General features: G+C 42.9%; 16 protein-coding genes and 2 riboswitches. Of the genes, 9 read left to right on the top strand and 7 right to left on the bottom strand.

The annotated features are described in order from the left end of the window. The first annotated feature begins 49 nt into the window (after nucleotides 1-49). Nucleotides 50-175, top strand: a complete 126-nt coding sequence (locus JQX68_RS07725) for a hypothetical protein (RefSeq protein ID WP_014663738.1) — start codon at nucleotides 50-52, stop codon at nucleotides 173-175. Between the two features lie 33 nt (nucleotides 176-208). On the opposite strand, the gene mtnA is transcribed toward JQX68_RS07725, so the two are convergent. From mtnA to JQX68_RS07740, 3 genes are all read right to left on the bottom strand, one after another. Continuing rightward, nucleotides 209-1270, bottom strand: coding sequence for an S-methyl-5-thioribose-1-phosphate isomerase (gene mtnA / locus JQX68_RS07730; RefSeq protein WP_147771825.1), 1062 nt, complete (start codon nucleotides 1268-1270; stop codon nucleotides 209-211). 7 nt (nucleotides 1271-1277) lie between these two features. After that, nucleotides 1278-2471 (bottom strand): S-methyl-5-thioribose kinase, encoded by a 1194-nt coding sequence (gene mtnK, locus JQX68_RS07735; RefSeq protein WP_040083311.1) that lies wholly within the window; start codon nucleotides 2469-2471, stop codon nucleotides 1278-1280. 92 nt (nucleotides 2472-2563) lie between these two features. Continuing rightward, nucleotides 2564-2720: riboswitch (SAM riboswitch) on the bottom strand. Between the two features lie 83 nt (nucleotides 2721-2803). Then, on the bottom strand, nucleotides 2804-3583 hold the full coding sequence (locus tag JQX68_RS07740) for a carbon-nitrogen family hydrolase (protein WP_040083310.1): 780 nt from the start codon (nucleotides 3581-3583) through the stop codon (nucleotides 2804-2806). Between the two features lie 94 nt (nucleotides 3584-3677). Here JQX68_RS07740 and mtnE point away from each other — a divergent pair, with 94 nt between their 5' ends. The 5 genes from mtnE to mtnD all read left to right on the top strand — a co-directional run bounded on the left by mtnE (nucleotide 3678) and on the right by mtnD (nucleotide 8156). Continuing rightward, nucleotides 3678-4901, top strand: a complete 1224-nt coding sequence (gene mtnE, locus JQX68_RS07745; RefSeq protein ID WP_147771826.1) for a methionine-glutamine aminotransferase — start codon at nucleotides 3678-3680, stop codon at nucleotides 4899-4901. 10 nt (nucleotides 4902-4911) lie between these two features. Then, nucleotides 4912-5012: riboswitch (SAM riboswitch) on the top strand. An 84-nt stretch (nucleotides 5013-5096) separates the two neighbouring features. Next, the gene (mtnW, locus tag JQX68_RS07750) at nucleotides 5097-6314 is read left to right on the top strand and encodes a 2,3-diketo-5-methylthiopentyl-1-phosphate enolase (protein WP_041521503.1); all 1218 of its coding nucleotides are present in this window, start codon (nucleotides 5097-5099) and stop codon (nucleotides 6312-6314) included. Next, on the top strand, nucleotides 6311-7018 hold the full coding sequence (gene mtnX, locus JQX68_RS07755) for a 2-hydroxy-3-keto-5-methylthiopentenyl-1-phosphate phosphatase (protein WP_014663744.1): 708 nt from the start codon (nucleotides 6311-6313) through the stop codon (nucleotides 7016-7018). Before mtnW ends, mtnX begins: the two co-directional genes overlap by 4 nt. After that, nucleotides 6976-7605: a methylthioribulose 1-phosphate dehydratase gene (locus JQX68_RS07760; RefSeq protein ID WP_147771827.1), complete on the top strand. Its 630-nt coding sequence runs from the start codon at nucleotides 6976-6978 to the stop codon at nucleotides 7603-7605. Before mtnX ends, JQX68_RS07760 begins: the two co-directional genes overlap by 43 nt. A gap of 14 nt (nucleotides 7606-7619) precedes the next feature. Then, the gene (gene mtnD, locus JQX68_RS07765) at nucleotides 7620-8156 is read left to right on the top strand and encodes an acireductone dioxygenase (protein WP_040083307.1); all 537 of its coding nucleotides are present in this window, start codon (nucleotides 7620-7622) and stop codon (nucleotides 8154-8156) included. Nucleotides 8157-8196: 40 nt separating this feature from the next. On the opposite strand, the gene JQX68_RS07770 is transcribed toward mtnD, so the two are convergent. Next, a complete protein-coding gene (locus tag JQX68_RS07770) occupies nucleotides 8197-8517 on the bottom strand; it encodes a YkvA family protein (protein WP_014663747.1) in 321 nt (106 codons plus the stop codon). A gap of 202 nt (nucleotides 8518-8719) precedes the next feature. Here JQX68_RS07770 and spo0E point away from each other — a divergent pair, with 202 nt between their 5' ends. Together spo0E and JQX68_RS07780 are read left to right on the top strand one after the other, a co-directional pair. Continuing rightward, on the top strand, nucleotides 8720-8977 hold the full coding sequence (gene spo0E, locus JQX68_RS07775) for an aspartyl-phosphate phosphatase Spo0E (RefSeq protein WP_003218598.1): 258 nt from the start codon (nucleotides 8720-8722) through the stop codon (nucleotides 8975-8977). An 86-nt stretch (nucleotides 8978-9063) separates the two neighbouring features. Beyond that, complete coding sequence (locus JQX68_RS07780) at nucleotides 9064-9495, top strand: hypothetical protein (protein WP_014663748.1); 432 nt, start codon at nucleotides 9064-9066, stop codon at nucleotides 9493-9495. Between the two features lie 27 nt (nucleotides 9496-9522). Here the strand turns inward: JQX68_RS07780 and kinD are convergent, their stop codons facing one another. Beyond that, nucleotides 9523-11043 (bottom strand): sporulation kinase KinD, encoded by a 1521-nt coding sequence (kinD, locus tag JQX68_RS07785; protein WP_080478213.1) that lies wholly within the window; start codon nucleotides 11041-11043, stop codon nucleotides 9523-9525. A gap of 192 nt (nucleotides 11044-11235) precedes the next feature. On the opposite strand from kinD, the gene mhqR reads away from it, so the two are divergent. Continuing rightward, on the top strand, nucleotides 11236-11673 hold the full coding sequence (gene mhqR / locus JQX68_RS07790) for a MarR family transcriptional regulator MhqR (protein ID WP_003232475.1): 438 nt from the start codon (nucleotides 11236-11238) through the stop codon (nucleotides 11671-11673). A 39-nt stretch (nucleotides 11674-11712) separates the two neighbouring features. Here mhqR and motB read toward each other — a convergent pair whose 3' ends face one another. Then, nucleotides 11713-12498, bottom strand: coding sequence for a flagellar motor protein MotB (gene motB, locus JQX68_RS07795; protein ID WP_014663750.1), 786 nt, complete (start codon nucleotides 12496-12498; stop codon nucleotides 11713-11715). Then, a complete protein-coding gene (motA, locus tag JQX68_RS07800) occupies nucleotides 12470-13282 on the bottom strand; it encodes a flagellar motor stator protein MotA (RefSeq protein WP_014663751.1) in 813 nt (270 codons plus the stop codon). The genes motB and motA overlap by 29 nt, the downstream gene beginning before the upstream one ends. Nucleotides 13283-13582 lie beyond the last annotated feature (300 nt).

Consider the following 13582-nt stretch of genomic DNA (forward strand, 5'->3'; position numbering starts at 1 on the left):
TTTTATTAAGTTAAAAAAGTTGGTCTGATGAAAAAGGAGGACAAAGCAATTGAAGCCGAGCCGCTCTGAGAAAATTGCCGTTTTTGCCAAACTGTTTGTAAAACTGCATATCATATCAAGCGCTCAAAAAGATGAAATCATCAATGTTAACAAAAAGAAACAAAAAAACCGCTGACTCAGCTCCAAATGAGCAAAGTCCAGCGGTTTTTTAATGCACCTTTTCACCTTTAAACAACTGTTCAATCTCTTCTTCATAGTTACCGGTCATAATCCCTTTTTCTGTGATGATTCCTGAAATGAGATCATGAGGTGTAATGTCAAAAGCGGGATTAAAGACAGGCACATCTGATGGAGCGGTCCGTACTCCGGAAATCTGCCTGACTTCGTCGGGATCCCGCTCCTCTATCGGGATATCAGCGCCGCATTTGACCTTCGTATCAAATGTAGATAAAGGTGCGGCGACAAAAAACGGAATATCAAAGGCGTTTGCTAAAATAGCAAGGCCGTATGTGCCGATTTTATTTGCTGTATCACCGTTCTTTGCAATTCGGTCAGCTCCGACGATAACAGCGGAAATTTGTTTTTCCTTCATCGTATGGGCGGCCATGCTGTCTGTAATTAGCGTGACATCAATGCCTCCCTGCATCAGCTCCCAAGCAGTAAGGCGTGATCCTTGCAGGACAGGCCTTGTTTCGCAGGCATAAATGTGCAATCCCAAATCTTTTTGTTTGGCCAAGTAAAACGGAGCTAGCGCCGTTCCATAGCGGCTTGTCGCGATTGAGCCGGCATTGCAGATCGTCATGATCCTGTCGCCTTTTTTGAAAAGCTGCAGGGCGTTTTGGCCGATCAACCGGCACGTTTCCTCATCCTCGACCTGAATCTGAATTGCTTCATGGACAAGGTTTGTTTTTGCTTCATTTACGGAAATCGCGTTTTCGACCGAATGACTCAGTCTCTCAAGCGCCCATGACAAATTAATGGCTGTAGGCCGTGAGCTGTTTAAATATTGTTTGATGTCTTCCAGTCTGCGCCGGAATTCTGTGACATTCTCTGTTTCAATGTCTTTGGCAGCAAGCGCTAGTCCGAAGGCAGCCGTAATGCCGATCGCCGGAGCACCCCTTACCTTGAGCGTGACAATCGCATCAAATACATCCTCTTTCGTCGTCAGCTCCAAATATTCCGTCTCATCAGGAAGCTTTTGCTGATTTAAAATGGTAATAGCTGTTTCTTTCCATTCAACAGAACGTGGAACAGCAAATGAATGGGTCATGAATGGATCATTCCTTTACAAGTAACTTAAATAATTCAATCACATCTGTTATCGTTTTGAATTCCGAACGTTTTTCGATAAAGGCTGTGCCGGTTTCGAGCGCCAAGCGTTTTCTGCCGATTCGTTTATCAAACGGCACGATCGTATCCAGGTCAGCTACATGGGCAAGGCCGATCGTGCGTCGTATCAGCTCACAGCCCGCAAATCCGATTGCTTCTTCAAAAATATGGCTGAGCGTATCAGTGAGGTAACCGTCGATGTTGGCGTAAACATCCAGACTGTCCTTCTGCCAGGCTTCACTAAACGTCTCTTCAAACGTTTCCCAGAGCTGGTTGACATGTTCATATAACGGCTCTCTGTCAGCCCCGTCACGGCTGAGTGCGTTCAAAAATAAGTTGGCGATAAATTGCCCTACATCAAAGCCGATCGGTCCGTAAAAAGCAAACTCAGGATCAATCACCTTTGTTTCGTGCTCACTTGCGAAAATGCTTCCTGTATGCAAATCACCATGAATCAACGTTTCCGCAGACGTTAAAAATGACTTTTTCAGCTTAGCGGCTTCGATTTTAACGTTGTCATTATTCCAAAGCTTCTCGACAAAAGGACGAAGCTCTTCTTCAAAATCATTTGTGTCATGGTCGAAGAAAGGATCTGTAAAAACAAGTCTTTCCGTAATGTCGCATAGCTCAGGGTTTGTAAACTGTTTAACAAGCTGTTTTTTCACCTTAGGTTCAAGCGCGTAATCTGATGAGTAGAAAAGTGTTTTTCCTAAAAATTCACCGATGTGCCGTGACAGGTGCGGATAATTTTCACCCTCAATGAGTCCTTTTCTTGCGATTTTCAGGTGAGAGAGATCCTCCATGACGGTAACCGCCATTTCCGTATCAGAGTAAAACACTCTTGGAACCAAGTGAGGCACATGCTCGCCCTGACGGATGAGAGCGCTGCTTTCGATTCTTGCACGATCGATTGTGAGCGGCCAGCTTTCTCCCACCACTTTTGCATAAGGAACCGCCTGTTTAATGATCAATGCTTTGTCATGTTCTTGATCATAAATATGAAAAACGTAATTTAAGTTGCCATCGCCGATCTCCTGACATGTCAGGGTGCTTTTGCTTGGAAATAAGCCGAGCTTCACAGCCAACGCCACAGCGGAACTTTCATTTAACGTTTCGTATAAAGGTGTTTTTGTGACTGCCATCATCATAACCTCCAATTATGTAATCACTTAATATGTGGCCGTAAAAAAGCCTCCTTCTCAGAGAGAAGGAGGCTTAACATCTATGTCCGCCTCTCTTATCTCTCAGATCAGATCTGAATGGAATTAGCACCGTGCCTTAAGAGACAAGCGTCTCGGCGCGAAAAAGATGCGCCCCATTTCACAATGGAATTACGGTCGGTTGCTGTTGGGGTCAAAAGGCCAAATCCCTCGCCCAACTCTCGATAAGAGAATATATTCATTTGTTAAACAATTCAAATTTATCAGTTGATGAACATACTAACAGGTGTTTTAATAAGTTGTCAATATATTTTTTAATATAAATCTTTTCTGATATCATCGAAAACAGGGATGCTCTCACGCACCTCGACGCTTTTATGAAGGTCGATTTCCGCACGGACTATGCCTTCCTTACGACCGCCTTCAGCAAGTACACGCCCCCATGGATCAATAATCAGGCTATGGCCTGCAAATTCATTATCCGGATTTGAACCAGTGCAATTGCAGGCTGCGACAAAGCATTGATTTTCAATGGCACGGGCAATAAGCAGGCTTTTCCAATGATCGAGTCGGGGGAGAGGCCATTCCGCGGAAATAAACAGCACGTTGGCACCTTTTGTCGTATGTTTTCTAATCCACTCCGGAAAACGGATATCATAGCAGATCAATCCTGCGCTTTTGACGCCGTCAAGCTCAAAGCATCCATCTTCGGAACCGGCTGATAAATACAAATGCTCATCCATCAGCTGAAAAAGATGGGCTTTTCTGTACTCTTTAATGATTTGCCCTTCCTTATCCGCGATGTACATTGTATTATAAACATCAGAATCCTTTCTGACAGCGACCGATCCGGCGACTAGATGAACTCCATGTTTTTTTGCCGTTTTCTTCAGCCAGCTCTGAACAAAATGGCCGTCTTCATCAGCGAGTTCATCAAGATTGGCCAGATCATATCCGGTCGTCCATAATTCAGGCAGAACAAGAACATCAGCATGTTTGCTTTCTTTTTCGATCAAAAATTCAGCCTTTTTTATATTTTCCGAAGGTTTACCATATGAAATATCAAATTGAAGACAAGATATCGTCCATTTCATCTTTTTAACACCCCAAATTTTTCTTTACTTTTTTCATTTAACCATATATGATGATGGACTATCATTTCAAGATTTTTTTAGAAGGTGAGAATAGATGAAATTTGAACAGTCTCATGTATTAAAGGAATTGCCTAAACAATTCTTCGCTTCCCTGGTGCAGAAAGTGAACCGAAAGCTCGCAGAGGGACACGACGTTATCAATCTAGGACAGGGAAATCCAGATCAGCCGACACCGGAACATATCGTCGAGGAAATGAAACGAGCTGTTGCTGATCCTGAGAATCATAAATATTCGTCTTTTCGCGGCTCATACAGCCTAAAGTCAGCGGCTGCTGCATTTTACAAAAGAGAGTACGGCATTGATCTGGATCCGGAAACCGAAGTCGCTGTATTATTTGGCGGAAAAGCCGGCCTTGTCGAGCTCCCGCAATGCTTGTTGAATCCCGGTGATACGATTTTAGTTCCCGATCCGGGCTACCCTGATTACTGGTCTGGTGTCACACTCGCGAAAGCGAAGATGGAAATGATGCCGCTCGTAAAGGACAGGGCGTTTCTTCCCGATTACAGCAGCATCCCTGCTGAGGTGAGAGAACAGGCGAAATTGATGTATTTAAATTATCCGAATAATCCGACTGGAGCTGTTGCTACTTCTGAATTTTTTGAAGAAACCGTGAGCTTTGCAAAAGAAAACGGGATCTGCGTCGTTCATGATTTTGCTTACGGCGCTGTTGGGTTTGACGGCTGTAAGCCTTTAAGCTTTTTGCAGACTGAAGGTGCAAAGGATATTGGAATTGAAATTTACACGCTGTCAAAAACGTATAACATGGCAGGATGGCGGGTTGGCTTTGCCGTCGGAAACGCTTCGGTCATTGAAGCAATCAATCTTTATCAAGACCATATGTTTGTCAGTCTTTTCAGAGCGACTCAGAAGGCTGCAGCAGAGGCACTGTTAGCTGATCAGAGGTGTGTGGCAGAGCAAAATGCCCGATATGAGAGCAGGCGAAACGCTTGGATTGCTGCATGCCGTGAAATTGGCTGGGATGTGACAGCTCCGGCAGGGTCATTTTTTGCATGGCTGCCTGTACCTGAAGGCTATACTTCTGAGAAGTTCTCAGACCTTTTGCTGGAAAAAGCGAATGTGGCGGTTGCGGCTGGAAACGGCTTCGGTGAATACGGAGAGGGCTACGTCAGAGTCGGACTTTTAACAAGTGAAGAAAGGCTCAAGGAAGCCGCTTATCGAATTGGCAAACTAAACCTGTTTACCCAAAAAACATTGACAAGACCCTATAACGATGGGATAATTCAAAATAATTTATAAAATCTATATTTTCTTATCAAGAGCAGGCAGAGGGACGAGCCCGATGAAGCCCGGCAACCGACTTATAAAGCACGGTGCTAATTCTTGCAGCTAGCGGCTGAGAGATAAGATTCGGACGAGAAACGAAACCTCTTCAGACGCGATTGCAGTTTGAAGAGGTTTTTTGATATGGATGAAAATGAAAGGAGCTCTGGGATGAGTGAGTTATTAGCAACATATCTTTTAACAGAACCGGGAGCTGATACAGAGAAGAAAGCAGAACAAATTGCAACAGGATTGACAGTAGGTTCCTGGACTGATCTCCCCCTTGTAAAGCAGGAGCAAATGCAAAAGCACAAGGGGCGGGTGATAAATGTTGAGGAGAGAGAGGGATCTTCTGTATCAGAAAAACAAGCCGTCATCACAATTGCCTATCCTGAAATCAATTTCTCTCAGGATATTCCGGCTTTGCTGACAACAGTGTTTGGCAAGCTGTCCTTGGACGGAAAAATCAAATTAATCGATCTTCACTTCTCTGAAGCATTTAAGCGTGTACTTCCGGGACCAAAGTTTGGCGTATACGGCATCCGGAAGCTGCTGGGAGAGTTTGAAAGACCGCTGTTAATGAGCATATTTAAAGGTGTAATCGGAAGGGACCTGAGTGATATTAAAGAACAGCTTCGACAGCAGGCGCTTGGCGGAGTTGACTTGATTAAAGACGATGAAATTTTCTTTGAGACAGGTCTAGCGCCTTTTGAAACAAGAATTACAGAAGGAAAGCAAATATTAAAAGAAACGTATGAGCAAACCGGACATAAAACGCTGTATGCGGTGAATTTGACTGGACGCACGGCTGATCTGAAAGACAAAGCGAGACGTGCTGCCGAATTGGGGGCTGATGCGCTTTTGTTTAATGTCTTCGCTTACGGCTTGGACGTTATGCAAAGCCTTGCGGAAGATCCTGAAATCGCAATTCCGATTATGGCGCATCCAGCGGTCAGCGGGGCCTTTACATCTTCTCCGTTTTACGGATTTTCTCATGCACTTTTACTCGGGAAATTAAACCGATATTGCGGTGCTGACTTCAGCCTCTTTCCGTCTCCATATGGTTCGGTTGCGCTGCCAAGAGCTGATGCGCTGGCCATTCATGAAGAATGTGTGAGAGAGGATGCTTTTAACCAAACATTTGCCGTTCCGTCAGCAGGCATTCACCCCGGCATGGTTCCGCTATTAATGCGTGATTTCGGCATAGATCATATCATTAACGCCGGAGGAGGCGTACATGGACATCCAAACGGTGCCCAAGGCGGGGGGCGTGCGTTCAGAGCCATTATTGATGCGGTCTTAGAAGCCCAGCCGATTGATGAAAAAGCCGAACAATGCAAGGATCTTAAGCTTGCGCTAGACAAATGGGGAAAGGCTGAAGCCGTATGACGACTCGAAAACCTTTGATTATATGTGATTTTGACGGAACCATCACGATGAACGACAACATTATAAATATCATGAAAACATTCGCTCCGCCGGAGTGGGTGGCATTAAAAGACGGCGTACTTTCCAAAAAGCTGTCGATCAAGGAAGGTGTCGGGCGGATGTTCAGCCTGCTGCCCAGCCGTTTAAAAGAAGAGATTACAAGTTTTGTATTGGAAGATGCAAAAATCAGGGAAGGCTTTCGGGAATTTGTAGCGTTTATCAATGAGAATGAGATTCCGTTTTATGTCATAAGCGGAGGGATGGACTTTTTTGTATATCCTTTGCTTGAAGGCATTGTGGAGAAAGACCGCGTTTATTGCAATCATGCGTCATTTGACAATGATTATATTCATATTGATTGGCCTCATTCTTGCAAGGGAACATGCAGCAATCAATGCGGGTGCTGTAAGCCGTCGGTCATCCATGAACTTTCTGAACCAAACCAATATATCATCATGATCGGTGATTCGGTTACAGATGTGGAGGCAGCAAAGCTGTCTGACTTATGCTTTGCAAGAGATTATTTATTAAACGAATGCCAGGAGCAAAACCTCAATCATCTCCCGTATCAAGATTTTTATGAGATAAGAAAAGAAATTGAGAATGTAACGGAGGTACAGGAATGGCTGCAAAACAAGAACGATGGCGAGAGCTCGCTGAAGTAAAACGGGAATTGGCAGAGAGAGATTGGTTTCCGGCGACTAGCGGCAATCTGTCCATTAAGGTTACTGATGAGCCTTTAACATTTCTCGTCACTGCAAGCGGAAAAGATAAACGCAAAGAGACGGATGAGGATTTTCTTTTGGTCGACCAAAACGGAGAGCCCGCTGAAAGCGGGCATTCTCTGAAACCGTCAGCGGAAACACTGCTTCATACACATTTGTACAATAAAACCAATGCCGGATGCTGCCTGCATGTCCATACGGTAAACAATAATGTGATTTCAGAGATATACGGAGACCAAAAGAAAATCACATTCAGAGGCCAGGAAATTATAAAAGCACTCGGCTTATGGGAAGAGAATGCAGAAGTGACCATTCCGATCATTGAAAATCCGGCTCATATTCCGACGCTCGCGGCACTGTTTGAGAAAGCAGTTTCAGGAGATTCAGGAGCTGTTCTGATCCGCAATCACGGTATTACCGCATGGGGGAGAACAGCATTTGAAGCAAAAAGAGTGCTTGAAGCGTTTGAATTTTTGTTCAGCTACCATTTAAAATTGAAAACCCTTCAGCATCAGCTGGTTAAATAAAAGGAGGAATTGAAATGGCTACAATTCGAATTCATGATGAGGCAAATACAACGATTGAACATCAAGAGGAAGTAGCAAGCTTTCTGGACAGTCAAGAGGTTATTTATGAGCAATGGGATATCGCGAAGCTTCCGGATCATCTCTCAGAGAAATATGATTTGACAGAAGAAGAAAAACAGCAAATTCTTGATACCTTTGAAACTGAAATTAAAGACATCTCAACCCGCCGGGGCTACAAAGCACAGGATGTTATTTCATTGTCAGACAGCAACCCGAAACTTGATGAACTGCTTGAAAATTTTAAAAGAGAGCATCACCATACAGACGATGAGGTTCGTTTTATCGTAAGCGGACACGGTATTTTTGTCATTCAAGGCAAGGACGGCACGTTTTTTGATGTCCGTTTAAACCCTGGAGATTTAATCTCCGTGCCTGAGAATATCCGCCATTACTTCACGCTTCAGGAGGACCGCAAAGTTGTCGCGGTGAGAATTTTTGTCACAACTGAAGGCTGGGTTCCGATTTATGAAAAAAACAGCGTGAGTCAATAAGCATGAGAAAGCCCCGTTCACCGAACGGGGCTTTTTATATTTATTGCAAACGCCACTTTTCATACTGTGACAGTTCTTTTTTAATTAGCATCCAAATGAAACCTAAGACAGCTGCATCGTCAATAAACCCAAGACCTAGTATAACGTCTGGAATGATATCGAGCGGCATGACGATATACAAGATGGCAGCAGTTAGCAGCAAAAGTGTTTTAACCTGTGAACGAGGGTAATTGCCATTTCGCCAATCGCGAAGCATCTGAAAAAAAGTAGTGATGTGCTGGATACATTTTTTTCGGTTTTTCCTCTTTAAAATCGCTTTTCCGCCTGCGGCTCCGAGCATTATTGCTTTCTTTTTCTTCATTGGGCATACCTCCTGCGTGGCGGCGTGTTTAAGATATTCTTCACCTGGGTATTGTTCTTCTAATCCTATCAATATATCTATTATACCTGAAAAATTAACTTATTTAATGAAAATATGTTTACAAATAAAGTATAATCTGTAATAATGCACAATAACCCAATCAAACTTGTTTCCTATTTCTTAGCGGCGAGGGGTGAAGTGAATGGGCGGTTCTTCTGAACAAGAAAGATTGTTGGTGTCTATTGATGAAAAAAGAAAGTTAATGATAGATGCCGCTAGAAAGCAGGGATTTACAGGGCATGACACGATCAGGCACAGTCAGGAGCTGGATTGTTTAATAAATGAATATCACCAGCTTATGCAAGAAAACGAACATTCCCAAGGGATTCAAGGTCTTGTAAAGAAATTAGGCTTGTGGCCCCGCAGAGATGTTATGCCAGCATATGATGCAAATAAATAGCGGCCTATCAGATGCATATATAAAGAGAGAGAGCTTTTCAGAAGCGCTCTTTTTTTCTGGAAAATTTCATATGAAAGAGGGAACTAATGAAAGAACTGGCGATTCTTATTACTGAAATGGTCAATGAATTTCATGATGCTTTTATTTCTATATGCGGATTATTCGGCATTCACTTAACTGACAAAGAAATGCATTTTTGGGTGATCGGCATTTTTGGCATTCTTTTTTTCGGTTTCACTCATGTTGTGTTTACTTGGCTTTCTAAATGGAGTATAACAGCCTTGTCCTTTATCTATACTGTTACAGTTATCATTGTGATCGTATTTGCGATTGAGATTCAGCAAAAAGTGACGGGGAGAGGGAATATGGAGTTTTTAGATGCCACAGAAGGCATAAAGGGTTTTTTAGTATTTTTTATGGTTTTTTGGCTTCTGAAAATGCTGCTGCGTTTCATCAAAATCCTTTTTTCCGGCAGTCCAGCAGGCAAGTCGAATGGAAATGCCCGGTCACGAAGATAAAAAAACCCTCCTGACAAGGTCAGGGGGTTATGAAGCGGACACGGGGAGGGTAATTGTCACCTCTGTGCCTCTTCGCACTTCACTTTCAATATGAATAGAGCCTCCGTACATCAGCACGATCCGTTTACAAACGACAAGGCCGAGACCGGTTCCTTTTTCTTTCGAAGTAACAAAGGGAAGGAAGATGTGATCCAGCATTTCCTGAGAAATCCCTTCACCGTTATCCACAACTTTGATTATGGCTTTTTTATCTAAAGCTCCCAGGGAGATCGTCAGTTTGCCTCCTTCAGGCATTGACTCGAGTCCATTTTTTGCCACATTTAAAATCACTTGTTTAATATGATCTTTTGTACATTTTACGAGTAAGGGCTGTTCGGTTAAATACTGTAATTCGACTTCAACATTGTATAGGTTCCCCTCAGAATAGATGATCGGCATAATTTCTCCGATAATGTCCTGAAGCGAGTTCAGTTCCCATTTTTCAGCTGTCGGCTTGCCGAGAACGAGAAACTCACTGACAATTTGATTGATTCGCTTGATCTCCTGTTCGATAATGGAGAAGTAAAGCTGATCTTCCTCACCTTTATATTTCTTTTGCAACAGCTGAATAAAGCCGCTTATCCCTGTGAGAGGGTTACGGATTTCATGGGCTGTGCTGGCCGCAAGCGTCCCGATCAGCTCTAATTTTTGCGCCTCATTTTCTGAGCGCTCCAGCTGGGTCTGGCGCTTCAGCAAATAATACAGCACGAGAATAAAAAGGATATTCAGCAGCACAATACTGCATGAAAGCGGAAGCACAAGGCTTTTTGTCAATTCTTCTATGGTGACAGGGTTCGGATATACTTTCATATTCCAGCTGATATCATCCAGATATCCGCTGACAGGTTTCTGATCTTTTACACGGGAGGCCTGTCCGCTCGCAAAAATCATTTTCCCGTCTTGGTTCACGACTTCAATATAAACATCAGGGCTCAGCAAGTTAATGAGATTTTTCAAATAATCAATTTGAATAGCTGCGACAAGATAATCTGTCACATTTTGTTTTGAGTCCAAAACAGGGACACAAATTGTAAAAATGGGCTGGCCTGTAATTCTGCTCGAATAACTATCTGAAATGACTGTCTTTTTTGTTTCCTTTGCTTTTGTAAAAAAAGATCTGTCGGCCAGGTTTACTTTCGTTTTTAATTCGGTTGTGCTTGCGGTGACGTCTCCTTTGGCATTTAGAAAATAGAGGCCGGAAAATCTCGGCTCTGAATCAAAGGTCTTTTCCAAAATCGACTGCATTTTCTTTATATCAACCGGTCTGTCAATGGCGATGGACAAAGAGGTCATTCGTGCCATCGTTTCTCCGATTAAATAATTGATTTTATTGCGGTGAAGGTTTAGCAGGACACTTGCTTCTTGCTTATGTTCTGCAGCTATTGTATCTTTTTCTTTTTCATATACGAAAAAGCTGATGACGATTGCCGGAATCACGACCAGTATGATATAAAGTTTGACTCTCCCGCAGGCGCCTTTTAGTATTTTCAATTTGCATCGCTCCAACATACACCTGATTAGAGGTATTATATCATTGTTTCTTCTTCTTTAATAAGAAAAAATAACCAAAAAAATTAGAAAAAGATGTTGAGCAGCTAACATTTTAAAAAAGAAGAGAAATATTGGAAAGATTTTTATTGACATTTTGGTCTTTGTTTATTAATGTTTCTCTGTAACGGTTTCTAAAAGGATGATTGAGACATGACAGAAAAATCACTGAAGTTATTTATCGTGCTGTCGCGCGCGTATCGGTCTATTAATGATCATATGAATAAGCATATTCATAAGCACGGGCTGAATCCGACTGAATTTGCTGTACTAGAGCTTTTATATCATAAAGGCGATCAGCCGCTGCAGCAGATAGGGGATAAAATTCTATTGGCTAGCGGGAGCATCACATACGTTGTAGATAAGCTGGAGCAAAAAGAACTTCTCATTCGGAAAGCTTCTCCTACAGACAGACGGGTGACATTTGCACAAATTACTGAAAAAGGCATCGGTCTTTTGAACGATATTTTCCCTGATCACGCTGCTGAAATTGATGAAATGATCAGCGTATTAAGCGAAGAAGAGGTAGAGATGTGCACTGAAATGTTAAAAAGAGTAGGGTTAAACGCAAAACAGTTTCACAATAAGTAAAAAAAGGAAGCCTGATATGTCACAGGGCTTCCTTTTTTTCTATTTTTCATTTGTTTCCGCTGCGCCTCTTGGCAGGATAAGAACTTCAACCCGCCGGTTTTTGCTTCGGCCTTCCGCAGTTTTGTTGGAAGCCACCGGTTTGTACTCGCCATAACCCTTGGCACTGAACACTTTAGCATCGAGCTTGGGGTTTTCAATCAAAAGCCCCATAAAGTTTACCGCTCTCATGACGCTTAAATGCCAGTTTGATTGGAATTCAGAATTTTTAATTGGCATATTATCAGTATGTCCGCTGATAATGATATTTCTTGGCGGGTTAATCACAAGAAGATTTGAAATCTCTTTTGCAAGCGGTACGTCTTCCTTACGAATGGTCGCTTTTCCAGAGTCAAAGAAAATGCTGTCTTTAATCGTAATCAGGAGGCCTTCACTAGTCATCTTCGTCTCAAGCTGATGTTCCAGCTTTTTATCTTTGATGAATTTTTCCACCTGGCTCTTCACATTTTTAAGTTCTTCTTGATCAGCTGCTTTTTCTTTTTCTTTCTTGTTTTTCTCTTTCTCTTCTTTTTCCTTTTTCACTTCATCGATGCCGTCTGACTCGTTTTCAGGAGGAGTGACACTGGAGTAGTCCAGTACGCCGGTGCCGCCTGTAAAGACTTCATTAAATGATTTTGAAAGCATTTGAAACTTAGCTGCGTCAATTGAACTGCTCGCGTACAGCACAATAAACAATGCCAGGAGAAGAGTAAGGATGTCGGCGTAAGGCACGAGCCATGATTCATCAACGTGCTCGTCCTCATGCTTCTTCTTCTTTTTTCTCGCCATTTTGCGCCTCTCCTTGTTCTGCAAATTTCAAGCGGTCCTTCGCAGGAAGATACATTAAAAGCTTTTGTTCGATGACTTTCGGTGCCTGTCCTTCTAAAACGGATAACACACCCTCAATCATGACTTCACGCAGTTTTACTTCTTGTTTTGATTTTCGCTTTAATTTATTTGCGAAGGGATGCCATAACACATACCCTGTGAAGATACCGAGAAGTGTGGCAACAAAGGCAGCACTGATGGCGTGCCCAAGCTCATCTGTGTTATCCATATGAGAGAGGGCGGCAATTAGCCCGATTACAGCGCCGAGTACTCCAAGTGTTGGCGCGTACGTTCCCGCTTGTGTAAAGATAGCGGCTCCGGCTTGGTGCCTGTCCTCCATTGCTTCGACTTCCTCTGTCATGATATCTCTGATAAATTCCGCGCTTTGCCCGTCAACAGCCATGCTGAGCCCGTTTTTCAAGAAAGCATCATCTACATCCTCAATGCTTGCTTCTAAAGCAAGCAGACCTTCACGGCGTGCAAGCTGGGCCCATTCAGAGAACATAGGAATGAGTTCCTCTATTGTCAGCTGTTTATTTTCCTTAAATAGCACTCGGAACAGCGCAGGCACTTTTTTAATTTCTTTTGTTGGGAACGCAATAACGACTGCTGAGATTGTCCCGGCGATAATAATTAAAATGGCGGCGGGGTTTGCAAGCGCGTTGAAGCTGACGCCTTTCAGAACCATTCCCACACTCAATGCCACAAAAGCAAGAATAATACCGATTAACGAAGTTTTATCCATAGTTTTCACCAAATCCTTTTTTACTAGCTTGTCTATGGTTAATATCGGTTTTGGTGCCCGGAACTTTAGGGACATTGTGAATTTGTTCATGAAATATTCAAGGAAGAGGCATAGAAGGGAGAAATAAACAAAAACGGACTTTTCAAAATTGAAAAGCCCGGGGGTTTAATGAAATTGGCAGTTTGTTTGCAAGCTGTCCTTCAGACTGTATTCATATAATAGTAGAAATACATATTCACTATATATAAACATGTTCCATCCCTCCTTAAAAAAAGTGTAAAGGATGAAAGGAATCAGCGC

It is taken from the genome of Bacillus sp. LJBS06, from assembly GCF_016924995.1.
GTDB lineage: Bacteria > Bacillota > Bacilli > Bacillales > Bacillaceae > Bacillus > Bacillus stercoris.